Source organism: Mucilaginibacter sp. OK098, assembly GCF_900142915.1.
Taxonomy (GTDB): domain Bacteria; phylum Bacteroidota; class Bacteroidia; order Sphingobacteriales; family Sphingobacteriaceae; genus Mucilaginibacter.
Genome location: NZ_FRCM01000002.1, coordinates 518,673 through 542,378 on the forward strand (window position 1 = coordinate 518,673; position 23,706 = coordinate 542,378).

The 23,706-nt window shown below is 39.2% G+C and carries 21 protein-coding genes and 1 pseudogene; 4 read left to right on the forward strand and 18 right to left on the reverse strand.

The window, feature by feature from the left end:
* Nucleotides 1-39 precede the first annotated feature (39 nt).
* Both BUE31_RS09410 and BUE31_RS09415 read right to left on the reverse strand, forming a co-directional pair.
* The gene (locus BUE31_RS09410; protein ID WP_073402700.1) at nt 40-1,131 is read right to left on the reverse strand and encodes a DUF3810 domain-containing protein; all 1,092 of its coding nucleotides are present in this window, start codon (nt 1,129-1,131) and stop codon (nt 40-42) included.
* Between the two features lie 97 nt (nt 1,132-1,228).
* Nucleotides 1,229-1,747, reverse strand: coding sequence for a DUF2911 domain-containing protein (locus BUE31_RS09415; protein WP_073402701.1), 519 nt, complete (start codon nt 1,745-1,747; stop codon nt 1,229-1,231).
* Nucleotides 1,748-2,150: 403 nt separating this feature from the next.
* On the opposite strand from BUE31_RS09415, the gene BUE31_RS09420 reads away from it, so the two are divergent.
* Entirely contained in the window at nt 2,151-3,815 is a 1,665-nt protein-coding gene (locus tag BUE31_RS09420) for an ArnT family glycosyltransferase (RefSeq protein ID WP_073402702.1), read from the forward strand.
* Between the two features lie 121 nt (nt 3,816-3,936).
* Here BUE31_RS09420 and BUE31_RS09425 read toward each other — a convergent pair whose 3' ends face one another.
* The 14 genes and pseudogenes from BUE31_RS09425 to BUE31_RS09475 all read right to left on the reverse strand — a co-directional run bounded on the left by BUE31_RS09425 (nt 3,937) and on the right by BUE31_RS09475 (nt 19,518).
* Nucleotides 3,937-5,241: an HlyD family secretion protein gene (locus tag BUE31_RS09425; RefSeq protein ID WP_073403133.1), complete on the reverse strand. Its 1,305-nt coding sequence runs from the start codon at nt 5,239-5,241 to the stop codon at nt 3,937-3,939.
* Between the two features lie 104 nt (nt 5,242-5,345).
* On the reverse strand, nt 5,346-7,523 hold the full coding sequence (locus BUE31_RS09430) for a peptidase domain-containing ABC transporter (protein WP_073402703.1): 2,178 nt from the start codon (nt 7,521-7,523) through the stop codon (nt 5,346-5,348).
* 184 nt (nt 7,524-7,707) lie between these two features.
* Nucleotides 7,708-7,890 (reverse strand): annotated as a pseudogene (locus tag BUE31_RS31665) (bacteriocin-like protein); the annotation flags it as partial.
* A gap of 241 nt (nt 7,891-8,131) precedes the next feature.
* Nucleotides 8,132-8,314, reverse strand: coding sequence for a hypothetical protein (locus BUE31_RS30660; RefSeq protein WP_143167070.1), 183 nt, complete (start codon nt 8,312-8,314; stop codon nt 8,132-8,134).
* Between the two features lie 194 nt (nt 8,315-8,508).
* Complete coding sequence (locus tag BUE31_RS30665; RefSeq protein ID WP_143167071.1) at nt 8,509-8,715, reverse strand: bacteriocin-like protein; 207 nt, start codon at nt 8,713-8,715, stop codon at nt 8,509-8,511.
* 97 nt (nt 8,716-8,812) lie between these two features.
* Nucleotides 8,813-9,028 carry a hypothetical protein gene (locus BUE31_RS31670; protein ID WP_073402704.1) on the reverse strand — a complete coding sequence of 72 codons (216 nt, stop codon included), beginning with the start codon at nt 9,026-9,028 and terminating at the stop codon, nt 8,813-8,815.
* A gap of 113 nt (nt 9,029-9,141) precedes the next feature.
* Nucleotides 9,142-10,740, reverse strand: coding sequence for a cysteine peptidase family C39 domain-containing protein (locus tag BUE31_RS09440; RefSeq protein WP_073402705.1), 1,599 nt, complete (start codon nt 10,738-10,740; stop codon nt 9,142-9,144).
* 1,363 nt (nt 10,741-12,103) lie between these two features.
* On the reverse strand, nt 12,104-12,766 hold the full coding sequence (locus BUE31_RS09445; RefSeq protein WP_073402707.1) for an ATP-binding cassette domain-containing protein: 663 nt from the start codon (nt 12,764-12,766) through the stop codon (nt 12,104-12,106).
* Nucleotides 12,763-12,948 carry a hypothetical protein gene (locus BUE31_RS31395; protein WP_234997781.1) on the reverse strand — a complete coding sequence of 62 codons (186 nt, stop codon included), beginning with the start codon at nt 12,946-12,948 and terminating at the stop codon, nt 12,763-12,765. The genes BUE31_RS09445 and BUE31_RS31395 overlap by 4 nt, the downstream gene beginning before the upstream one ends.
* A gap of 164 nt (nt 12,949-13,112) precedes the next feature.
* Nucleotides 13,113-14,309, reverse strand: a complete 1,197-nt coding sequence (locus BUE31_RS09455) for an MFS transporter (RefSeq protein ID WP_073402712.1) — start codon at nt 14,307-14,309, stop codon at nt 13,113-13,115.
* Between the two features lie 318 nt (nt 14,310-14,627).
* On the reverse strand, nt 14,628-15,662 hold the full coding sequence (locus BUE31_RS09460; RefSeq protein ID WP_073402719.1) for a YncE family protein: 1,035 nt from the start codon (nt 15,660-15,662) through the stop codon (nt 14,628-14,630).
* A 73-nt stretch (nt 15,663-15,735) separates the two neighbouring features.
* Nucleotides 15,736-18,216 carry a TonB-dependent receptor gene (locus tag BUE31_RS09465; RefSeq protein WP_073403135.1) on the reverse strand — a complete coding sequence of 827 codons (2,481 nt, stop codon included), beginning with the start codon at nt 18,214-18,216 and terminating at the stop codon, nt 15,736-15,738.
* Nucleotides 18,217-18,371: 155 nt separating this feature from the next.
* Nucleotides 18,372-18,959: a C40 family peptidase gene (locus tag BUE31_RS09470; protein ID WP_073402721.1), complete on the reverse strand. Its 588-nt coding sequence runs from the start codon at nt 18,957-18,959 to the stop codon at nt 18,372-18,374.
* A 142-nt stretch (nt 18,960-19,101) separates the two neighbouring features.
* Nucleotides 19,102-19,518 (reverse strand): EamA family transporter, encoded by a 417-nt coding sequence (locus tag BUE31_RS09475; RefSeq protein WP_073402722.1) that lies wholly within the window; start codon nt 19,516-19,518, stop codon nt 19,102-19,104.
* 199 nt (nt 19,519-19,717) lie between these two features.
* On the opposite strand from BUE31_RS09475, the gene BUE31_RS09480 reads away from it, so the two are divergent.
* On the forward strand, nt 19,718-20,395 hold the full coding sequence (locus tag BUE31_RS09480) for a response regulator transcription factor (RefSeq protein WP_073402724.1): 678 nt from the start codon (nt 19,718-19,720) through the stop codon (nt 20,393-20,395).
* On the forward strand, nt 20,392-21,681 hold the full coding sequence (locus BUE31_RS09485; RefSeq protein WP_073402726.1) for a sensor histidine kinase: 1,290 nt from the start codon (nt 20,392-20,394) through the stop codon (nt 21,679-21,681). The genes BUE31_RS09480 and BUE31_RS09485 overlap by 4 nt, the downstream gene beginning before the upstream one ends.
* Nucleotides 21,682-21,700: 19 nt before the next feature.
* On the opposite strand, the gene BUE31_RS09490 is transcribed toward BUE31_RS09485, so the two are convergent.
* A complete protein-coding gene (locus tag BUE31_RS09490) occupies nt 21,701-22,057 on the reverse strand; it encodes a type II toxin-antitoxin system RelE/ParE family toxin (protein ID WP_073402728.1) in 357 nt (118 codons plus the stop codon).
* Nucleotides 22,050-22,265: a hypothetical protein gene (locus BUE31_RS09495; RefSeq protein WP_073402733.1), complete on the reverse strand. Its 216-nt coding sequence runs from the start codon at nt 22,263-22,265 to the stop codon at nt 22,050-22,052. Before BUE31_RS09495 ends, BUE31_RS09490 begins: the two co-directional genes overlap by 8 nt.
* A 205-nt stretch (nt 22,266-22,470) precedes the next feature.
* Here BUE31_RS09495 and BUE31_RS09500 point away from each other — a divergent pair, with 205 nt between their 5' ends.
* Nucleotides 22,471-23,706: a TolC family protein gene (locus BUE31_RS09500; protein ID WP_073403137.1), complete on the forward strand. Its 1,236-nt coding sequence runs from the start codon at nt 22,471-22,473 to the stop codon at nt 23,704-23,706.

Sequence of the window (23,706 nt, forward strand, 5' to 3'; positions counted from 1 at the left end):
GCCCAATAGTGCCAAACTTTTTTCTTACCATGAACCCTTCTAACTATGAACTTTCTCCCTATAAAGCGCCATCACCAGCAACACTATCCGGTTATAAGTGCCAAGGCCCTGGGGTTGGTTGTTTACTTTCAAAAAACGATCGTAAAAAATGCTGGTCAGTATTTCGGCTTTGTTTTGGTACGACATCCAGTAAACCCTCTCCGTTACAAAATCCTGGTGAACGGCTCTTGATACCCGGGGTTTTAGTTGCTTGTTAGCTAAGCTATCGCGATAATACAGGGCATGCATAAATTCATCAACAGCCAGGTGATAGGCAGAGTAACGCAGCAATCTATCGTGCGAGCCGATCCCTGCCAGGAAACCTGTAAAATCGGCCTCATCCTCAGGACCATAGCCCATCTGGTGCGACATTTCATGACAGGCAACTACGGGCCTGTTAAAAACCGGCATCTGGTAATTTATTTGCGCTTCGCCGGTAAACGGATTAAAGTAACCTGAAGTGCCGATATAATTAAGCAGGGGCGTTAATATGGATGGTTTAACCCCCGGATGATAAGTACGAAAATTGACAGAATCATTTGATAATTTGCCAACCGCCAGCATAGCTGTCCGGTATATTACATTGTTGCCCTGCGCCAGGTCGGCCGGGGTTAAACGGGCACGACAGGCGTTGGCGCTATCAATAAGCATAGCTGTAACTGCTTTAAGGTTGGTCGTTGTATAATTGGTATCTCTTAGGTTTAACCGCTCGCCTGCCGACGGGCGGAAGTAATTCATCCCCCAAAACAAATAAAAAACCAATATGGCTGCCTGCACTTTTATTATCATCCCACCCGCTAAAAAAGCGGCTGCTATAAACTCCTTTTTAAAAAGAAGTTTTATAAATCTAAAGAGCGTATAAATAAGGTAGCCAATAGTAAAAATGTATAGTATATCGCCAACACTAAATGGAAAGATATTTAAAACAGGATGCAGCAGGTAGCAAATAACGGGGTAAAAACCTTTAGAAAAATAACGCTCAATGGCTTTTGGATAATCCGCAAATACCATCAGTAAATAAATAGAAACAGCAAGTGCGGCTATGGTTATGGCTTTCACCTTTAATTTTCTTCTGTTGCTTTGGTTTACCATTTGGGGTAAATATAGCAATATGCGGGTATTGGCAAATAAAAAAGCCCCCTGCAAATACAGAAGGCTCTAATTGTAATCAGGTATAAGTGCAGGGCTATTATTTTATAGAAACAGGGATGCTTATTTTATCCCAATCCATGCTGAAACCTTTTTTGGTAATTACATAAGTAAGAGACTCACTCATGGCATGTTTTTTAGGCGTTACCATTACACGTAACTGATCCTGGGCTTCTTTGTATTCAAATGCTCCCCATTGTTCGGCAGTTTTGTTAAAAATAACGGTCCATTGTCCTTTTTCAACAGGGATAACAAAAAATGAATATTTCCCTGCCGGTAATGCTTTGCCTTCAACGGTAATGGCTTTGTCAGTAGTAAATGTAGTTGCAGAGTCTGCACCTGCGCGGTAAACTTTACCATAAGGCTCTAAACCACCCCATATTTTACGGCCTTTTACATAAGGGCTTCCGTAACGGATGCTGATATTGGCGCCAGCTACCGTACCTTTTACGCCTAAGTGCGGGCTTGCCGGTTTCTCTTTTTGTGCCATTAACATTGACGACATTAAAATGGCGTATACAAAAACCGAAAGTGTTTTTAATTGAAATAATGCTTTCATAATAAATATTTTTATTGGTTATAATTATGAGATAAAGATAAACCGAAATTTGGATTTTCACCTCCATAATAACCGTTAATTATTTTTTGGTGATATTCACATATAAACGAGATTAATGCCGCTATAACTTTGCGCTCCTAAATAAGTAAAAGCGCCGTTAAAATAATTTCAATATCCATGCCTTATTATAAAATAAAAAATAACATTGTAACGTTCTAAATATCAGAATCATATTGCAGTTAGGAATTGACCGAAAGGTTAAACAATTGTTGTGATTTTTGGCCTCATGCCGCAAGGTGTGAGGTTTTTTTATTTTGAAAGCCAGTCACTTTGTCCGTTTGCAAATTTATTTAACTGCTTAAGCTATATTTGCCGGTATATTTAAAATTGCTCACACCATTAAATGAAGGATACAAATAAAATATTTTACCTTTTATTATTTGTATTAGCGCTTGCGGTTAACCTTGCAGGGATAAACGTTAAATTTTTTACGGACGACCCTGGCCTGTATGCCTCATTAGCGAAAAACCTGGTTTACAAAAAAGATTTTTTTGAGCTTTTTACCTATACCAATGTCGATTGGCTTGATAAGCCGCATTTTCCTTTTTGGGCTATAATGTTAAGCTTTAAAATGTTTGGCATCTGTACCTGGGCTTACAGGTTGCCAGCATTGATATTCTTCCTTATCAGCCTTTTATACACTTACCTGTTTACCCGGAAATATTATAACCAGGAGATAGCGTTTATAGCGGTATTAATAGTGATGACAGCCCAGCATATACTGCTGTCAAATACTGATCTGCGGGCCGAGCCTTACCTTATGGGTTTAATTATTGGCGCAATCTACCATGTTTCCAGGCTACAGGAACGTTACACAGTTGCCGACCTGCTATTAGCAGCCCTGCTTACCGCATGCGCTATTATGACAAAAGGATTGTTTGTAATAGTTGCCATTGGCGGTGCGTTACTTGGGGAGCTCATCTTTAAAAAAAGGTTTACCGATCTGCTTAAAATTAAATGGTTAGTACTGATAGTACTTACTATTATATTCACGCTGCCCGAGCTTTATGCTTTATACATTCAGTTTGATCTGCATCCCGAAAAAACAGTTTTTGGCATGCATCATGTTTCGGGTATTAAATGGTTTTTGTGGGATAGTCAGTTTGGCCGTTTTATAAATACAGGGCCAATTAATCGTAAGGCGGCATCAGGCAGTATATTTTTTTATATGCATACCCTGCTGTGGGCATTTGCACCTTGGTGCCTGCTGTTTTATTATGCCATATTTAAAAATATAAAAAACATCATTCAGCACAAAAAACTGGCGGAGTATTATTCCTTAAGCGGAGGCTTGTTGTTGTTATTGCTTTTTTCGTTTTCAGGCTTTCAACTTCCTTTTTATACCAATGCAATTTTTCCGCTGTTCGCTATTATTACAGCGCCAATTTGCTTTGATCAATTAAGCCGGTTTGGAACAAAACTGAGGGTTATTTCTCAATGGATCTTTATCATAGCATTGCCGCTTGTTATTGTTGTGCTAAACTATTTTTTGAAGCCGGATAGCAATTTGTTTTTTATTGCTGATTGTTTCCTTTTCGGCATCGTAATCTTGCTTGTAGCATTGCGAGTTAAAGAAGCGCCTAAAAAGCTCTTCTTTTTCAGCTGTGCGGCTGCTTTATTTGTCGGTTTTTACCTCAATACCGTTTTTTTTAAAGTGATCGCAAATTACCAGGGCGAAACTACTGCTGCTGAATACATCAATCAAGAACCATTTGACAGCTTCCCGCTCTATTCGTTAAAAACCGAAAACAATATTTTCCAATTCTATTGCAAAAGGCCGGTTAATTTTTTGCCAATAGAACAGTTCGATAAATTTACATCGCACAAAGCAACTGTATTTTATGTAAACCAGCGCTCAATGGATTACCTCCTACAAAACCATGCAAAATTTACTATTATATGCTCCTTTATAACTTACCCGCAGGAAAACATTATGCCTGCGTTTATAAATAAACCCACCCGGCACAGCGTTTTGGGCTATGTGTATTTAATTACCAAACCACTGTGATAGTCATAAAAAAGAAGCAAGAAGTCAAGAGACAAGAATCAAGATAAGAAGGCGCAAGTAATATATTTCATTCATGTTGCTCTTTCTTGATTCTTGTCTCTTGAAATCTTGTCTCTTGCTTTTACTTATTGCCTACAATTTTGAAAAAGCTCCGGCCAATGCGCTGCAAAATAGTTGCATCCTGCGTAATGATCTCGGCATCGGCCATCATACCTTGTTTCAGATGGATAGGCTTTTTAAGATCAGATGAGTTCATGATCTTAAAATCCACCTTCGAAATAAAAACGCTGTCTTTATAGGGCACATCGGCAATGTATCTTATCCTTCCGCGGATCATTCCATATTCTTCAAAAGGGTAGCTTCTGAGCTTTACCAGCACCTGCTGCCCTTCTTTTACCTTGCCCATGTTGTTTTGCGATATGGTCATCTCCCCAAAAAAAGCTTCATTACCCGGATCTATGTAAAATACCTCCTGGTTTGGTGCAAGCACCTGGTTTTGCTGGATAATACCGGCATATGAAAGCTTACCTGCTTGCGATGCGCTCAGTATATATTTACTTTTCCAATCTTCGGCAGTACTTATCAGGCTGTTAAGCGCCTGCAAAAATTTCGACCGCTCTTCCTGCACCTGGTTATCCAGCTCCAGGATCTCTTTTTGCTTGGCTGCATAATTATTATCACCGGTTATTAATGCCGATTCTGTTTGTAAAAGAGTGGTTTTTTTTGCCAGGTATTTGCTTTCCTCCTGCCTGAACTCAGCCTTGGTTTCCACTTTTTGCGATGCCAGCTTTTTATGCATTTCATATTCCTCATCTGCCAGCGAAAAGTCGTTTTGCTCAATGGCTTTTTCTGCCTTAAGCTGCTGCTGCTGTTTAGTTAAATCGGTAAGGTCTCTTTGCAGGTAGGTCTTCTTTTTTACCAAAAAACCATTAGCCACGGTTGACCTGTATAGCAAATATTCCTGGAAAAATACCTGGTAACCTGCCTGCAGCTCACCAAATTGTATATTATCAGCCTGGTTAAAAAGCGCTCCGTTTAAAGGTTTATTTTGCAGTACCTGCTGCTGCAATTCTTTCAGATTTGCGATAAGCGCCAGCACTTTAGTGTGGCTGGCGGTGCTTTCCAAATAGGCTAAGGGCTCATTTGCCTTAACAGTTTCATTTTCTTTCACCAACAGCTGAACTAATTTCCCTGATATTTTTGACACAACCGGTTTTGGCGAGTTTGGCGAATCTATTTTTAATTGGGCATTTACAATATCAGGATACCTTATCAATGCTGCCAACGCCACAATCAAAACCAGGATCCCAAAAAAGAGGGAAATCCCCCACCGTAATAACCACCCAGGCACTGCGGTAATAATATCCTGCATGTCGTCTGTATGGCGGGTTTCTGTGTTATTGTTATTAGCGTATATTGTAGGCATGATCACTGATTTAAATGATTTTATGATTTCGCAGATTTCTTTTTTAATCTGCATTACAAAATATGATGAAACTAATCTCTAACCTCTGGTCTCTAATCACTAAACTACGTTCCCAGCTCCAATTGATTTTTTACAAGCTTGTAATAATCTCCCTTAAGCGCAGTTAATTCGTGGTGAGTGCCCTGCTCAATAATATGCCCTTTATCAAGTAAAATAATATTGTCGGCATTACTTACCGTGCTTAACCTGTGCGCAACGATAACTACTGTGCGTCCTTTAAAAAATTCGGCCAGGTTATCCATTATTACCCTTTCGTTATTAGCGTCAAGTGCATTGGTAGCTTCATCAAAAAATATGTATTGCGGGTTTTTATAAACCGCACGGGCTATCAGCATGCGCTGGCGCTGGCCCTGGCTTATTCCGTTTCCTTCTGCCCCTATTTTGGTATTTAATCCTAGTGGCAGGCCGTCAATAAAATCCTGTATATTGGCTACTTTAATGGCGTGCCGCAGTTTTTCCTTATCCGGGTAATCATCGCCAACGGCTATATTTCTTTCTATTGAGTCTGAAAAAATAAAACCATCCTGCATTACCACCCCACACTGACCCCGCCAGGTTTTAAAGCCAATGTTATGGATGGATTGGTCACCTACTTTTATCTCTCCCTTTTGAGGTTCGTAAAACCTGAGCAAAAGTTTCAAAATAGTGGTCTTCCCGCTGCCGCTCATCCCTACTATTGCTGTGGTTTTTCCCTGGGGTATGTTCAGGTCTATATTTTCCAATACCGGCTCATTGCCTGCGCCGGGATAGCGGAAGGTAAGCTTATTAAGGCTAAGGCTTTTATCTTCGGGAAGGTTATGGTTCCATTCTTTAGTTACCGGTTCTTCGTCTTCCATCTGGTGAATTTCGTTCAGCCTCTCCAAACTGATCTTTGCATCCTGGAAACCCTGCATAAAGCCAAGCAATTGCTCAATGGGGCTGCTTAGCTGGCCAACAATATATTGCACCGCAACCATGGCACCTAAAGTTAAATTACCGTTTATAACAGCCTGGGCGCTTAAAAATGTGATCAGGATATTTTTACCCTCGTTTATAAAAGTGGCGCCGCCCTGCTGATACTGGCTAAGCGCAAGGCTTTTTACATTAAATTTAAATAGGCGCGCCTGGATATGTTCCCACTCCCAGCGCTTTTGCTGCTCGCAGTTGTTAAGTTTTATTTCCTGCATCCCCCCTATCAGCTGCACTATGCTGCTTTGGTTTTTTGCCGAAACTTCAAAGCTTTTATAGTTTAATACCCGGCGCTGTTTTAAAAAGATCACTATCCAGGCAATGTACAAAGCGCTGCTTACTGCAAATACAAAAAATACACCTGTGTTGTAATAAGCCAGCACTACCGAAAAAACCAGCAGGTTAAACATAGAGAATACAGTGCTCAGCGTTGACCCGGTTAAAAATGTTTGAATATTTTTTTGATCGTTCATGCGCTGCATTATATCGCCCGTCATTTTGGTATCGAAGAAGCTCATGGGCAGCTTCATCAGCTTGATCAAAAAGTCCGTAAGGATAGAAATATTTATGCGGGTACTGATGTGCAACAAGATCCATGATCGGATAAATTCCACACTTACCCGTCCAATTATTAACGCGGTTTGGGCAATAAGGATAATGTAGATAAAGTTAAGGTTGCGGGTATTGATCCCTATATCAACTACTGATTGTGTTAAAAAAGGTGTGATCAGCTGTAATAAACTGCCTATCCCTAAACCGAAAAGCAACTGTATGATTAGCTTACGATAGGCTATCAGGTAACGAAACAAAAACGACCAGCTAATTCCGCTGCCTTTTTCATCATCCTGCTCATAAAACTGAGGAGTGGGGGATATAAGCAAGGCAATGCCTTCAAAGTTTTCTGTATCGCTGAGCCAGCTGCGGGTAAAATCAGCTTCACTAAGGGTTACCAACCCGGCAGCGGGATCAGCCAGGTAATATTTGTGATTTTTTATTTTATACAGCACCACAAAATGGTTTTGCCGCCAGTGCAAAATACAAGGCAACTCGGCTTCTTTTAACTGTTGCGGATTAAGCTTAACGCCCAAAGAGCGAAAGCCTATTTTCTCTGAAGCGTCGCTGATGCCCAGCAAAGAAACACCTTCCCGGTTTATTTCGCAAAATTTGCGGAGCGTTTGAACCGTAAAATTACGTCCATAATGCTTTGCCACCATGCGCAGGCAGGTGGGGCCGCAGTCCATTTGATCAGGTTGTTTATAGTGGGTGAAGGGCATAGGTAATAATTTTTTAACTTATACAACAAGTATACTTATTTTCATGAATAAACACTGGTGTCCCTTCCACATTTATTATTTTACATTCTCACTGTGCATGAGTAAACTATTGAGCCTCCGGCGTAAAATTTAATACTTATCCCGGTATAAAGTATATGCCGGGATAAATAGGGTTTTAAACTAATTATGTGCAATATGCATAAGTAGGATAATAGCCACTAGCATGGCATAGTGCAAGCCCGCCGTCAGCGGGGCAGATATCGGCTCCTACAATGTGATCGTCAGGAGGAGTAACACAATGTACTCTATGACCAACGATACCACCGGTTACATTTTTCATCTCGTCTTTGCTTAACTTTTTAAAGTTTTACATAAAATCTATTTATTTAATTGTTTGGTTGCCGTATTCCGCTCCGGCGTTTAGGCTTGCATGTATTTTAAAGGGCATGCCATTAAATAAAATAAAAAATCAATTTCAATCGCTACTAATATTAAAGCTGATTATCATGTAAATTGCCGGTTAGCAATTATTAAATTGATAACCAGCAATTAGAATAAATTGTACAGGGGCTTTAAATCCAAATTTATGATTTAAGTTTTAAAGCCGCTTAAGAATCACAGGTGGTTGAGCAAGTGCTGCTAATAAAACCTCCGGTAGTACAATGCGGGCATGGGTAGCAGGAAACAAGTTCCTGTTTTATAGTCCCATTTACATTGCACTGTGACCAGCCATAATCCGGCGGGATTCCACCAGTTACATTTTTCATTTCCTCTCTTTTTAACTTTTCCATGATTTTCATTTTTAGCTTTTCCCATAATCGCTATGGTCTACGGCATGTTTTAAAAAGTGCATGCTCCTTTACTTTTTTTGTGAAGGCGGCCTATTGTTTTAGCAGCATCACTTACCGGTTGATATTCAAAACAACTCATTGAGGTATATTGGCAGTTAGTAAATACTAATTGCCAGTATTGTAGAAGGCCTGATTTATAACAGGCAAGGACAACGGGTCTCATCTCCTGAATAGGCATATCTTACGAAAGTACCTGTTGTGCAATAAGGGCATGGGGCGCACGGACTTAATTCCTGGGTTTGAGTACCATTTACATTACAAATAACCCAAACCTGGTCCTGCCTGATCCCGCCTGTAACGTTTTTCATTTCATCTCTGCTTAATCTTTGTTGCTTTTTCATATAAGAATATTTTAGTTTTTACCAGTAACACCCCGGCTGGTGGCATGTACTTTAAAGGGCATGCTCTTTTACTTTTGTGCACAAAGTATGATGATACTTAATCAGGCAAATTACGGTCATAGTCACAGGTTGCTCCAGTTGTGTAACCTGAAGGACAGCCGTAACTCGGCGAAGTAAAGCAATATGTACATGGCTGAAATGGAATCACCAGCAACTGCCCCCCTGGTCCGGGACATTGGTAAGTACAGGTAGCGAAGTCCCCGCCTGTCACATTTCTCATCTCAGCTCTGCTGAGTTTGTTAAACTTTGACATAAACTTAAATTATTATAATTTGATTAATTATACCGAATCCACGCCCCGGTATTCAGGCTGCATGTATTGTAAAGTGCATGCTCCTTTACTTTTCGGGAAGTATCTTTATATGCCTATTCAAGCATGTATTTTAAATCGGGGAGCTGGTACAGATCTGGCAGGCGGTAACCGTTAAGCAGCATCGTTGGCGTAAAGGTTACCTCTGCCATTTCACACCATGTTTTTTGTTTATCAAGTTTGTGAAAATCAGCCTCAACTAATTGTACGGGGTAAACCTTTGCCCAGGCTTCGTAGCTCTTTTGTTTTTGTTCGTACCAATCGTGCAGGGCTTGTTTTACTATTGTTTTATCAGGGTTTGCATTTAAGGCCATCAGGTGGCGGCTTACCGGCGTTTTTATATCTTCATCCGTATTATTGGCAGTAAAAACTATGCGGGCCTGTATATCATCGCGGTGCTCCAGCAATTCAGCCAGTTCATTATGAGCCTTTGCACATGGCCCGCAATAGGGATTACTTACCATGGTAATAATATTTTCAGCCTCAACGTTGCCTAAAACAATGCTCCACGCATCATCGGGCTGGGCGTACTTGGGTTGTGCTGTTAATGTATTATTAAACAGGTCGGTATTATATTTAAATTTACGCAGTTGCTGTTTTAAAGGCTGCAATTGCTGTAGTTTTAAGAACAGGGGCTTTAAAAGCAACCATAAAATAACAGGGATAAGGAGGCAGATAATCATTGTACTTATGGCCGCAACTAATGAAGCCTCGCCCCCGCCCTCTCCGGGAGAGAGTGTGTTAAAAAGTAATGGAATAAACTCCAGCCATAATAATGCCTGTACAGTACAGCATAGCACGCACCATTGTTTTGCTACCCGGGCCTGGTAGTAAATTGAATAAAAAGTATATGGCAAGCTTATAACGTTTAAAATTGCCAGTGCCCACCAAATAGTTACTGAACCACCGCCAAATAACAACAGCAGCCATGTACCTGCAAAATAAAAAAAGCCTACCTCGCTCCAGGTAAGCCCTTCAAATACTTTTGCCGCTTTTGATGATAATATGGCGTTACAATTGGTTTTGCTACCACCCCGACACAGCTTTTGCACCAGCGGATTGTTACTATCAATTGATTGTATCAGTAATAATATGGATGTGATTAACCCGGCTGTTTTAAAAACAGTTAAGAGCAGTGTTTGCCAGTTTAGGTTTGTAAAATAACCACTAACAAAAACCGCTGATGCAAAGATCAATAATAACCCTGCTGCTATTGCCGGAGTTTTTATTGCGGCTAATGTTGTTGAAAGCGTTTTAGTGGTTTTAAAATCGTCAGATGGTTCGGCGGTTAAAACTATGCCTTTGAATAATTTTTTAAATTCATCAAGGCTCAGTTTATGGTTGTTCCATTTTTCGCTGGATACGGTAACCTTATCGTCATCCATTTTATTTACCACTAAAAAATCACCGGCATTAATATTTGTGTGGGCAATAAAGGGGCAGGGTACATTTGCCAGGTTTTCGAGATCTACCCTGTAAGCGGCATTTTCAATATTAAATGCACTTAGTACATCACTTATTGCCAGCAGACTTGGGTAATCGGGATGTTTTTCTAACTCGGCATTGATAGTTTCCGCATCAATTGTTATCGAAAGTTCTTTTAATAACTTATTAACGGCAGCATCGGGATTTTGTAATCTGGAGAATAACAACATAGGTATAGGATAAAAAACAAGTTAAGGTTAAAAAATAAATATTAAGCCAATTTAAAATAAACTTTAGAGAAAATCAACATGTATCGGTAACCCCTGCTTTTTGTACGTTACATGATTTGAGAATCAGCAAATTGACAGGATCTGGCTTTGCACCTGATTGGTGGTTGATAGTTGCAGAATCAGCTATGTGAAATAAGTATTGTAATGATCTTTTTATTGAATTATCGGAATTTTGAGGTCTGTTATGTGATAGCATGCGGTCAGGTTAATATTTATTTATTGCCTTAAAGATATATCTCTTAAAGCAATAAATAAAAATTATTGATAAATTATTGGTATTAATTATGTCGTAAGAGCAATTTTCAGAATAATATTTTTCGTTTAACCCTATTCCACCTTATATCTGAATAACTGCCTGCCTAAATCAGCGTCAATATTATCAATAGCTACCCAATAAGACACTTTATATTTATCTGGCCTGTTACAGCTAAGGGTAGTAAAATAATTATTGGAGAAATGCTTTGAAAATAAGCAAACCAGGTTAGTTCTTTATTTAATAATTAATCAAACCCAACTATAATTAAGCCGGGTTTGACAGTATTATTATGCTGCTGGATTGCAGGTACATGTGGCACTAGTAGTACCATGATCTTTGTAAATTGCTTGACATTGCACCACTGGGTCTGGATTGCAGCTTGCTGTATAAAACTGATCAATTATCACTCCTGATGCCGAACAAACTATATGACAATTTGGGTTTTGATACCCGCCTGTTACATTTTTCATTTCAGCTCTGCTGAGCTTGTTAAATTTAGACATAAATCATTTATTAAATAATAGTTAATTTCACCGGCTCCAAGCCCCAGTATTTAGGCTGCATGTATTTTAAAAGTGCATGCTCCTTTACTTTCTCGAGAAGTATCTTTAAATGCTTTATTCAAGCATGTATTTTAAAACCGGTGGCCGGTGTAATTCCGGCAGGTGGTAACCGTCAAGCAGCAACTGTTGGCGTAGCGGTAATCCCTGCTATTTTTTTAATATGATTTGATAACCGGTAGATTGATAGCATCCGGATTTATCCCCGGTTCAGCGCTGATGGTTGCAGAATCAATCCTAATAAATAAGTATTGTAATGATCTTTTTAATGAATTATCGGAATTTTGACATCTGTTGCGCGATAACATGCGGTCAGGTTAATATTTTTTTATTGCATTAAGGATATATCCCCTAAAGCAATAAATAAAGATAGTAAATAAATTGTTTGCATTAATTATGCAATAAAAACAATTTTCAGAATAATATTTCTCGTTTAAGCAACTCCACCTTATACCTGTACACCTGTCTGCCCAAATTACCATCAGCGTCAATGCCCTATCCTTATATACCCCAGTTCTTCCAAATCTTCAACTGTTTTGGTGAGATGAGTGCGGCCATCTTTTAATAAATACACCGTATTGCTTATATCAAGCAGGTGGGTATACATGTGGTCGGTTATTAAAAAGCCTTTGTTTGCTTTTTCTTCCAGTAAAAACGCCTTTATATTTTCTATCTGGATAGGGTTCAGGTGCGTAAAAGGCTCATCCAGCATGGCAAACAGCGATGGTGTTTTTACTATAATGTACAGCTCCAGTGTGCGCCACTGGCCCCCGGAGAGCTGGTTTACTTTCAAATCACATCTTCCCTTAAACTCGGGGAAACGGGTTTCCAGGTCGGCGTTAGATAGTTCAAAATCGTCCAGTACTTTTTTAACGGTAAGCTCTTTTGGGATAAAATTAAATTGGGGGAGGTATAATAACAAGTCGGGGCGTTTGCTAACCTTACGGATCACATTCCCATCAAACCTGATCGAATTGCTGGATGAGTTTAGTGTACCCAATATAATATTCATTAAACAAGTTTTACCCTGCCCGTTGCGACCCAGCAGACCGGATATTTTACCGGTTTCGCACTTTAAATAAACATCAGACAGGATACGCCTCATGCCGAAATCAAGCTGGATGCCATCTGCTTCAAGGGTGTGGATCATCGGTAAGCATTTATAATTATAAAAAGCCAAAGCAAAAAATCAAACAATGAGGTTGTAACACCCAGCTTAAGCTTTGATACACCCAGGTTTTGGTAGTAATACATTTCCTTTTTTTGATAATAAATGGCTGTTGAAAATATCATGCCTATGGTAATAACCTTAAACCAAAATAAGAATCCCATTAGTTTATGAGCGTGGGTGCCATAATAGCTTATAATACCTATGCAACTAAGGGTAACCAAAAAGTTAGCTAAAAATACTCCGCGGTAAAACCTTGCGATAAGTTTAAGGGTGCGCATAAGGTGTGATAACGCAATAAATTTGAATAACTTATAATTTAGTTAAACTAATTTTCTGGTAAATAGGCTGATGCTTCTTCCTGTTGACTGCTGTCTTCTTTTATTTTTGATACCAGTAACACTATCATTGCGCCAAACAAAGCTATGATGCCAAACGACCAGCGGATACTTGAAGCGTGGGCAATATAACCCACAAACGGCGGTACAAGCAAAAAACCAATATAGCCAATAGTTGAAATTGAAGCCAAAGCGGATGAACTGCTCATACTTGTTGATTTACCTGCCAGGCTGAATATCATAGGTACAACGCAGGATACTCCAAGCCCTACCAGTATAAAGCCCAGCATAGCAGTAACGGTGTATGGCAATATTACGGCCAGCAGCAATCCGCAAAAAATAAAGATGCCGCTAAACCTTAGCACCGTTTTTATGCCCAGGCGGGTAACCAGCTTATCGCCCACAAAACGGCCTGTAGTCATGGCTACCATGTAAATTACAAAGGCTGCGGTGGCGGTGGCTTTTTCAGCGTGAACGGCTTTTTGAAAATAGATGGCGCTCCAATCGTACATGGCATTTTCGCAGGCCATGCTGGCAAAACAGATGAGCGAAAATTTGAGGAGGTATTTATCGGGTAAGGAGAATATGGGCCTACGGCTTTGCGGGATCGGTTTTTGATCAATAGTATCTTTAATAAAATAAAACGTAACCACAAAAAGGGCAATACTAACAAACAAAAAATGGTATGGCACCCCTATATTAAAGTACACCATTAAATAGCCAACAGCGGCGCCAGCAAACCCTGCCAAACTCCAGATACCGTGAAAAGTTGCCATTATAGACTTTGTATAAAGCTGTTGCACAGCAACGCCCTGTGTGTTTATTGAAAGCGTCATGAGGTTACGTGCCGAGCCAAAGAAAAACAGCACTACTATTAACTGCCACATATTACTTGTGATACCTATCAAAGCAAGCAGCACGCATAAAAATACCGAGCCAAAAAGCATAACGCTCCTGCTGGTGTATTTGCGTAATAAGGCATTGGTAACCGGCATGGTTAACATAAGCCCAACCGGTAAGGCAAACAATACGGTACCTAATTGTGCTTCGTTTAAATTTAGCTGATGCTTTATGGTTGGGATGCGCGATGCCCAGGTTGAATATCCAATTCCCGAAATAAAATAAAATATGGCACACCCAATCCGTAATTGCGCAGGTGTTTTTATGTTGATAGGTTGTTCGTCCACTTAAATATTTAGCAGGAGCTAAAATACAAGTTTGGTTTTATAGATAATTGAAAATGCAGATTATTAAAAAGAAACAAAGTCAATTGATACCCGGAGTTTAAATCTGGCGGTTCCCTGTCCTACGACGGGCTGTGAGGACACAGCTCGCGGAGAGTCTTTTGATCCCGGAGTTTAAATCCGGCGGTTCCATGTCCTATAGCGGGCTGTGTGGACACAGCCCGCGGGGAGTCTTTTGATACCCGGAGTTTAAATCCAGTGGTTCCATGTCCTTTAGCGGGCTGTGTGGACACAGCCCGCAGAGGGAGTCTTTTTTAAAGGTTATTTTCCAACCACAACTATATGAAAAGTACCCGGAATTTGCTGCGGTCTTGGATGCGCATTATCAGCTGTTGGCTCAACAGGTTTCGTTTGGGCTGTAGGTAAATATAGCTTATGGGTAAGTATATCAATACCAATTGTCCTTGCCCCTCTTTCAGTTGGAATATTCTCAACAAACTCAAATTTATCGGCGCTTAACTCCCGGATCACAGATATAGTACCCTCGCCGTTTGAGGCATAAGCTTGTTTTAATTCAGGGTCAAAGGCAACGCCATCACAACCGCCAATAGGGAATTTTCCTAGTATTTTACCATTGGTTGCATCCAGCACAATCATGGTTTTATTACCGCCGCAGCCTATAAAAAGACGGCTTGTTTTGCGGTCCATTGCCAGGCCTGAAGGCTCTTCACCGCCGTCAAGTTTCCATCTGTTTAATATTTTAAAGGTTGTGGCGTCAATTTCAACCTCTTCATTGGTATCTTCAATATTAACAAAAACCTTTCCCTTACCGTCAGATACACCCGTCTCCGGCTTTCCGCCTAAAGGGATAGTTGCAACCACTATATCACTTGCAGCGTCAATTACTGTAGCGTCTTTACTACGGCCATTAAAGGCATAAACTTTCCTGGAAAACTCGTCATAAAAAATAGCATCAGGATTAGTTCCTGCAGCAATTTGTTTTAAAACCTGGTTGGTTTTCAAATCAAAAACAGTAACTGTGTTTGCTCTGCCATTGCTTGTATAACCTTTATTCAGGTCTGAAGCTAAGGCTATCCCGTGTACGCCTTTAGTATCTGGGATCACACCAACAGAATCGCCTGTTGCTACATCTAAAATATTAACCTGCATACCATGCGATACATAAATACGCTTACTTGCACCATCAACGGTAATATAATCCCAGCCGCCGGTGCTTTTGATGGGAAAATCATTTAGAACTTTAAACCCGGTTTTCTTTTGGGCAAACAGATGAATTGGGGTGCCTATTGCCATGCTAATTAATAGCATGCAAAACGGTTTAAGGATTGGTTTCATAATAGTGCTTTTTAAATATGATTAATTAAAGGTTCTATATAAATCTGGTATAAAAATAAATAATCAGATGCCATTATTTACCCCCGCCACTACCTCCACCACCATCATCCGGCACATTATTATCATCTTTTTTATCCTTTTTAAATTCAAGTTTGCCAAATTTGTAACTAAAGGTAATGCCGAATGAACGGAACGGAATTTGCCTCATACTTGTCTGGTTAAATAAAGCGCCTGAGGTTGTTGAGGTTAAATTAACGTATGAGGTAAACGGATCGGCAGCAGTTAAGCCTAAGCTTAGCTTTTTATCCATAAATTGCTTACGCACAGCCAGGTTATAAAATACAAATGCAGGCCTGGTACCCTGTATAGTTCTTTGTGAGGAATTATAATTTCCAAATACTTCAGCAGTAAAGTCATGACCGAATTCGTAAGAAGCATTTAAATTGATACGGTAAGTAAAGCCACTAACAGTGGGATTACCCGGGTTGGTAGTTATCCTGTCGCCCAGCATTACATTTGAACGCAGGTTTAGTTTTTCAGTAACAGGTACCGAACCAAATAGGCTAATGCCCTCAGTAACCTCTGTTCCAATGTTAAAGCGTTGATTTAAATAAACATTTGAATATTTGGTACCCTGTATGGTTAAGGAATCATAGTACGTAGTGTAGGATTGCAGATCATTGGTGTTGTAACGGTAGAACGCAGCTACATACAAACTGCCTCCCTTTGCAAATGATTTGTTATAACCAAGCTCATAATTGTGGCCAACCTCGGGCCTTAAGTTAGGATTTCCGTTACTTATGTTATGAGGGTCACTTATATTATAAAATGGATTCAGATCACCGTAGTCCGGCCGTTCGATGCGATAGGTGTAGCTTAGCTTAACAGATTGTGTTTTATCAATTTTATGAGACAGCACAGCCGAAGGCGCGAGAATATTATAGCCGGGAATTTTAGCGCCCGGAAAGTTTGCAGTAGTTGAAGTGTACTCATCTCTAAGGCCTGCTTTACCGTCAATAAACTTATTGAATAAAGAGAATGACGCTGAAAGGTAATAGGCGTAAACTTTACGGTTATAGTTAAAACCGTAGGTTTGGTTTGCATTCGGTACAAAAACTCCGTTTGAAAGCGTATCTGTAACCACCGTATTATTAATATTTTCAAGCACGGCTTTTGCCCCGGTTTCTATTGTAAAATCTTCGCTCACAGGCTGGGTGTAATCAATAGAGATATCTGTTTCATGATCTTTCCCGGGGTTATTTCCACGGGATCCTGATGAAGGCTGCCCGTTCTGAAAATCCTGTCTTTGAAAAAACGTTGAACTGTTATTTCCATAACTTGATGTGAATAATATATCCAGTTCCTGGTTTTCTTTATTAAAGGTTTTTTTATAATCAACACTGTAATCAAAGTATTTTCCGCTAAAACGGCTATCTGAATTCCGGGTGCTAAGAAGATTAGATACTACGCTGTTGGTACTCAGCGCGGTTATGGTTTGGTCCTGGTTGGTGATCCCGCTATTATGGTTAGCAAAATGATTATACCCAAATGAGGCGGTCAATTCATCTTTTTGGGTAATGCTCCAGTTAAAGCTTAAGCCCGATCTGTAGCCCCCCCTTGTAAAAGCGCTTCTACCTGTTTGAAGTAAATGATTGGAAGTATCACGGGTTTTATTGTAGGATAGGTTATCATTAGTATTAATTGTAGTACTATTGATCTGGTCGTTGCCGCTAAAAGATGCGTTAACGCCAAAATTACCTTTACGGATGTTTAAATTAACTGAACCATTCTCACGGCGGGTTCCTGCTGAAAGATTAACAGTTCCATTTACACCCTGTACTTTACTGTCCTTTAAAATAATATTGATAATTCCTCCTGTACCGTTAGCATCATACTTTGCACCCGGACTGGTAATCACTTCAATGCTTTTAATCTCGCTGGCCGGAATCGTTTGCAGTGCATCTGTTAAACTTGCTCCAAACACGCTTGATGGTTTTCCGTTAATTAAAAACCGAATATTTGCATTTCCCTGCAACTCTACATTACCATCAATATCAACGGTTACCATTGGTACTTTTCTTAATACATCAACAGCTACACCACCCTGTGCGGTCAAATCATTTGCAGGGTTATAAACCAGCTTATCAATTTTATTTTCAACAGTTGGGGCACTGGCGCTAATAACCACACCCTTTAACTGGCTTTGAACCGGTGAAATAATAATATTGCCCAATGTTAAACTCTTAGCTGTGCTACTAATAACAAGATGTTCAATAGTAAGCTGTTTATAACCTAAAAAATCAACCTTAATGGTATATTCTCCTGGTGAGATATTGTCAATTCTAAAATTTCCCTTTGTATCTGTACTTGCTCCGTTAAATGGTGAAGTGCTGCCTTGTTTATAAATACCAACAGTAGCATAATCAACCACAGCTTTTGTAACTGCATCTGTTACCTTGCCACTTATTTTACCCTTATCATTTGAGCCGCCATTTTGGGCATTAACAGCTAACGAGCAAATAATCAGCAACAAAAACAGTACAAAATTTTTCATTAAGCGCATCCAATAATTCATATTGGCAAAATTGTACGGTAACTTTGTATTAATACTGAATTTTGAAATCAGGTATCATATTTATTACAATAGGTAATAATTAAAGGCAGGGATCGGCATTACGCTGCGCCTAAATTAAAAGCTTTGGAAATGATCTATTGGCTTGCCAGCATCACATCATTTTGTTTAAGCAAGCGCACTACTTGCACAAAACGGCGTTTGTAGGTTGCATCCATGGCGGTTATGGTAACGCCATGCTCTTTACCAGATGTGGAATGGATAAATTTAAATTCGTCGACGGCGTTGCTTAATACAATGCCAACATGCCCGATTCTATGCCTGTGTGTGGGGCTGGTGAATATGATAATATCGCCGGGGCGAGCATCTTCAAGGCTCACTTTTTCGCCTACATTTATAAATTCGCAGGATGAGCGGGGTACATTAAAATTGAAATTCTTAAAAACATAGCTAACAAAGCCCGAGCAATCAAAGCCGCGCAACGGATCGGATGTTGCAGAGCGGTAACGGGTTCCAATTAAACTCTGAGCAAAATTTAAAAGGGTATCTGCTGTAACACTATCCGTACCGAAAGAAGATTGGTAAACGGGTTTATAGAACGTTTCGCGAGCTATTTTGTGGTGATTAACCTTATGGTTTCTGTTAGATTTTTTGGCGCGCGCAGCACAAGGCAGCGCTGCAGTTAAAGATAAAAGGATAATTAGGGTCGATAAATTTTTCCTCATTTAATGAGGGGCAAGATATCTTTTTTATTTACATATGTCAACCTTTTGTCAGAAATGAAACACAATAGTTTTAAACTTTTGTTAAAAAGCCCTTTTAGCCAGTGTATTGCAAAAAAGAATGCACAGTGCAATTCCACCTGGCTTAGGCAAATATCAGCACTACGCTTCCGCCTATGATCATCAAAGCGCCAATAGCCTGTGGAATACTGACTGTTTCTTTTAAAAACACAACCGCCAATATAATGGCAAGTGCCACGCTTAGCTTATCAATAGGTGCAACCTGCGATACCTTTCCCAATTGCAGCGCCTTAAAATAGCAGATCCATGACAAGCCCGTAGCACAGCCTGAAAGCACCAGGAAGGTCCAGTTTTGGCGGGTTAATCCCCCAATTGAACTTGCGCCTCCTTTAAAAATTACTATTGCCCATGCAATTAGTAAAATTACCACAGTACGAATGGCAGTTGCCAGGTCGGTATCAACTCCTTTAATACCAACTTTTGCAAATATTGCAGTAAGGGCTGCAAAAAACGCGGAGAGTAATGCATAGATCCACCACATAGAACACGATTTAAGGATTTTAATGATTATCAGGATTAAAGTTCGTCAATATAATTGCATCAGCGAAATCACAATTATCAGGCCTGATTAGATGCGAAACTAATTACTAAACCTGTACAAAAATTGGCTCGAAGTAAAAAAAATCAACGAAATCCAACAATCATCCAAAATCAGCGGTTAACTTTAACAAAAAAACGTTTTGAAAATACTGGTAATTGAAGATGAAGAAGGCCTGCGGGAAAGTATTGAAGAATATTTTACTGAAGCAGGCAATATTTGCGAAACTGCAAGCAGCTATCAAAGTGCATTAAGTAAGGTAAGCCTTTACAGGTATGATTGTATCCTGCTGGATATTACGCTGCCCGGTGGTAACGGCATCGACATTTTAAAAAGCTTAAAGGAAAACAGCCACCCGGATGGTGTACTTATTATCTCTGCCAAAAACTCACTGGATGACCGCCTGGAAGGATTAAACATTGGCGCAGATGACTACCTGGTAAAGCCATTTCATTTATCAGAATTAAAAGCACGGGTTTCGGCAATCATCAGGCGTAAAAGCTATAATGGCAGTAACTTACTTGTATTTAACGAGATCACTATTGATCTGCTGGCTAAAGATGTAAAGGTGGGTACAACATCTGTAAAATTAACCCGTAAAGAATATGCCTTGTTGCTTTATTTTATAGCCAACAAAGGCAAAGTAGTTTCAAAAAATGCCATTGCCGAGCATTTATGGGGCGATGGTATTGATATGGCCAATAACTTTGATTTTATTTATTCGCACATTAAAAATATCCGTAAAAAATTAATGGAGGCTGGTTGTAATGATTACATACAGGCTGCATATGGTATGGGTTATAAGTTTACCGCTCAATGAAGCTTTTAGCCAAATATAACCGGGTAAATTTGATCACCATAATAATAGTAATGCTAATAACCGGCATTATTTATTACCAGGCCATCAGCTATATCCTTACCGGACAAAAAGATACCGACCTGGTGGTTGAAGAGCAGGAGATATTCGATTACGTAAAATTGAACCACCATTTACCGCAAACCTTTGAATCAAACGATCAGCAGATCTCTTTTACACCTGCCAGTCCTGGGTCAGTAAAAAGAGAGTTTATAAATACAATGTATTTTAAACAATGGGGGCAGGATGAGAAGCATAAAAAACACAAACACAGGCGCGAAGGGGAATATGAATCAGCCAGGGGTTTAATAAGTTCTGTTACGGTTGGTGATAAATATTACAAAATACTCATTGTAGAGTCGAAGGTGGAAACTGAAGATCTGATCCGCTTTATTTTCTTGATCACTATTGGCGTAATCCTGCTTTTATTACTGGTTTTAGTGGTAACCAACCGCTTAATTTTAAATCGGCTGTGGCAACCTTTTTATAATATAATGAGCGAATTGCGGCTTTTTAATATTGCTGACAGTAAGCAAATTCCAAAACTGGATAATAATATTGATGAGTTTAAAGAGCTGAATAATGCTGTAATTGATATGGCGGCAAGAGCTAAAAATGATTACCAGGACCTTAAAGTATTTACTGAAAACGCCTCGCACGAACTGCTTACCCCTATTGCTGTTATTAACTCAAAGCTGGATACCCTGATCCAAACTGAAAACTTTAGCGACAGGCAAAGTAAGCTTTTGAATGACCTGTATAGCGCCGTGTCAAGGCTGAACCGCTTAAATCAATCGTTATTATTGCTTGTGAAAATTGAAAACCGCCTGGTGCATGATAAACAGCAAATGAACCTGCGGGAACTGGTTGATGAAATGATCATTCAGTTTGAAGAGATCTTTAATGATAAGGACTTAAAGCTAACTTATGAGCTTGATGATAAAGAAATTTATGCCAGCCGGTATTTGGTCGAGATCTTGCTAAGTAACCTAATCAGTAATGCAATAAGGCATAATCAGCACGGAGGCAGCATCATTATCAATTTAAATGCGGAAAGCCTTATCATTAAAAATACAGGTGATAATGCGTCTCTACCAGATGAAAAGATCTTTACCCGCTTTCATAAGTCATCGGGATCTGAAGGCAGCGGACTGGGATTGACTATTTCGAGGCAGATCTGCGAGAACTTTGGGTTTAAGCTGGAGTACTTGTTTGAAGGGTCTTTCCACACCTTTATTGTAAAATTTTGATTATGTAGTGATTTTACAACTATTTTCTTTGTCTATATTCTTTTACAATATCTTCCAATTGTTTTACAACGTCAACTTTTTTGATGTTACCAATATCAGATTTATTATAGATGTTAGTTAATAATATAGTGATCCCTTCAGTTGTTTTTTCCAAATGATAATATAATACTCTAAATCCTCCACTTTTGCCTGACCCTTTACTTTCATCAGCCAGTCTAACCTTGTAAACATTACCACCGTATGAAACCCCCAGGTATGGGTTTTCTAGTAATTTTTCCTGAAGTTCGTTTAATGATTTTTTTAGTGAGTGATACTTTTTAGCCAGTGGCTTTATATCTCTTTTAAATTCAGGAGATACTTCAACGATGTTAGTCATTCCAAAGTTCAGAAAAGGGAATAGATTTGACTTTACCTTCTTTTATGGACAAGGCTTCTTTTAACCCTCTTTTTAAAAGTTCAACCTCATTTTCTGATAAATCTTCATCGTCATTGTGAATACTAAGAATATTACCTCCTTTTGCCTTTACCAAATTCGAAATATCATCAGTGGCACTTTCCGGTATTTCCAAAGTTATAGTTGTCATTATGTTATAATAATAAAAGTACATATCAAATTTAAGGAATTTTATTTAAATCAAGCTTTCAATATTGTCAATATTCCATTATCCGGCGAGTGCTCCTTTTTTAATAAATCAGCGAAATCCATCAATCAATTTAAAACAATGGTCCCAAATTAATTCAGAATTATATTATAATTTAGCTACTTCAAAGGCATTATTTAATTACCGGATGAGATTATTTTTCAGCATTGTTTTATTCACATTTACTTGTTCTGTTTCGCTTGCACAAACCTATACGCTCGATCATTATTTGGAAACAGCAAAAAGCAATAGTCCACTGTTAAAAGATCTTCATAACCAGGTTGCCTCCAATCAAATTGATAGCTTACGCTTGCGTGCCGGCCTTAAACCGCAAATCAATTTAAATAGCGGCGGCTTATATGCACCCAGCATTGATGGTTATGCTTATGCAGGCGCTATTACAAACGTGCATACATTCAATGCTTTAATGAGTGCAAACCAGGCCATCATCAGCAAAAAAAATGTAAATGCGCAGATTGAAACGATTAATTTATTATCCCAATCTGTTGGCAATTCCGCTAAAATATCCGAACAGGACCTTAAGAAAGCGGTTACTGCCCAATATATTACTGCTTATGGCAGCTTACAGCAAGTAAAGTTTAGCCAGGAAGTTGTTGACTTATTAACTAAAGAGGAAGATTTGCTTAAAAAGCTTACGCGTAACAATGTTTATCGCCAAAGCGACTACCTTACCTTTTTAGTTACCTTAAAGCAGCAGCAGCTACAGCTGTCGCAATCAAGGTTGCAATATAAAAACGATTATAGCACCCTTAATTATTTAGCAGGTATTGCTGATACCAGCATGATCGAGTTGCAGGATCCTGATATTCAGCGTGCTGTACTGCCTGATATAAGTAACAGCATATTTTTCAAACAATATAAACTTGACAGCCTTAAACTGATCAATAGTCGCCAACTGATTGATTTTAGCTATAAACCCAAAGTAAACATTTTAGCTGATGGCGGGTATAATTCTGACTTTATGGGGCAGGCTTATAAAAACTTCGGTGTTAGCGCAGGCTTTAGTTTTACAATGCCTATTTATGATGGCGGCCAACGAAAGATGCAGTATCGCAAACTATCTCTTGAAGAAGAAACACGAAAAAGCTACAAGGCATTTTTTAATACGCAATACTATCAGCAAATAGCCCAGCTTAAACAGCAGATCAGCGAAAATGAAAATCTGCTCGCCCAGATAGACGAACAAATAAAATATTCAGAAAGTTTGATTAAGGTTGATAACCAGCTTTTACAAACCGGCGATCTGCGTATTGCCGACCTAATACTGGCTGTTAACAATTATCTAACCATAAAAAATCTGCGTACCACAACTACTATTAATAAAATGCAGCTTATTAATCAATTAAACTACTGGAATAAATAA

Bases quoted from the DNA above. Each gene is read 5' to 3' on its own strand.
- BUE31_RS09470 (WP_073402721.1), bottom strand. From the start codon at position 18,959: ATGAGGAAAAATTTATCGACCCTAATTATCCTTTTATCTTTAACTGCA.
- BUE31_RS09425 (WP_073403133.1), bottom strand. From the start codon at position 5,241: ATGCCTACAATATACGCTAATAACAATAACACAGAAACCCGCCATACA.
- BUE31_RS09500 (WP_073403137.1), top strand. From the start codon at position 22,471: ATGAGATTATTTTTCAGCATTGTTTTATTCACATTTACTTGTTCTGTT.
- BUE31_RS09430 (WP_073402703.1), bottom strand. From the start codon at position 7,523: ATGCCCTTCACCCACTATAAACAACCTGATCAAATGGACTGCGGCCCC.
- BUE31_RS30660 (WP_143167070.1), bottom strand. From the start codon at position 8,314: ATGGAAAAGTTAAAAAGAGAGGAAATGAAAAATGTAACTGGTGGAATC.
- BUE31_RS09440 (WP_073402705.1), bottom strand. From the start codon at position 10,740: ATGTTGTTATTCTCCAGATTACAAAATCCCGATGCTGCCGTTAATAAG.
- BUE31_RS09485 (WP_073402726.1), top strand. From the start codon at position 20,392: ATGAAGCTTTTAGCCAAATATAACCGGGTAAATTTGATCACCATAATA.
- BUE31_RS09495 (WP_073402733.1), bottom strand. From the start codon at position 22,265: ATGACAACTATAACTTTGGAAATACCGGAAAGTGCCACTGATGATATT.
- BUE31_RS31395 (WP_234997781.1), bottom strand. From the start codon at position 12,948: ATGGGATTCTTATTTTGGTTTAAGGTTATTACCATAGGCATGATATTT.
- BUE31_RS09415 (WP_073402701.1), bottom strand. From the start codon at position 1,747: ATGAAAGCATTATTTCAATTAAAAACACTTTCGGTTTTTGTATACGCC.
- BUE31_RS30665 (WP_143167071.1), bottom strand. From the start codon at position 8,715: ATGAAAAAGCAACAAAGATTAAGCAGAGATGAAATGAAAAACGTTACA.
- BUE31_RS09465 (WP_073403135.1), bottom strand. From the start codon at position 18,216: ATGAAAAATTTTGTACTGTTTTTGTTGCTGATTATTTGCTCGTTAGCT.
- BUE31_RS09475 (WP_073402722.1), bottom strand. From the start codon at position 19,518: ATGTGGTGGATCTATGCATTACTCTCCGCGTTTTTTGCAGCCCTTACT.
- BUE31_RS31670 (WP_073402704.1), bottom strand. From the start codon at position 9,028: ATGTCAAAGTTTAACAAACTCAGCAGAGCTGAGATGAGAAATGTGACA.
- BUE31_RS09410 (WP_073402700.1), bottom strand. From the start codon at position 1,131: ATGGTAAACCAAAGCAACAGAAGAAAATTAAAGGTGAAAGCCATAACC.
- BUE31_RS09420 (WP_073402702.1), top strand. From the start codon at position 2,151: ATGAAGGATACAAATAAAATATTTTACCTTTTATTATTTGTATTAGCG.
- BUE31_RS09460 (WP_073402719.1), bottom strand. From the start codon at position 15,662: ATGAAACCAATCCTTAAACCGTTTTGCATGCTATTAATTAGCATGGCA.
- BUE31_RS09445 (WP_073402707.1), bottom strand. From the start codon at position 12,766: ATGATCCACACCCTTGAAGCAGATGGCATCCAGCTTGATTTCGGCATG.
- BUE31_RS09490 (WP_073402728.1), bottom strand. From the start codon at position 22,057: ATGACTAACATCGTTGAAGTATCTCCTGAATTTAAAAGAGATATAAAG.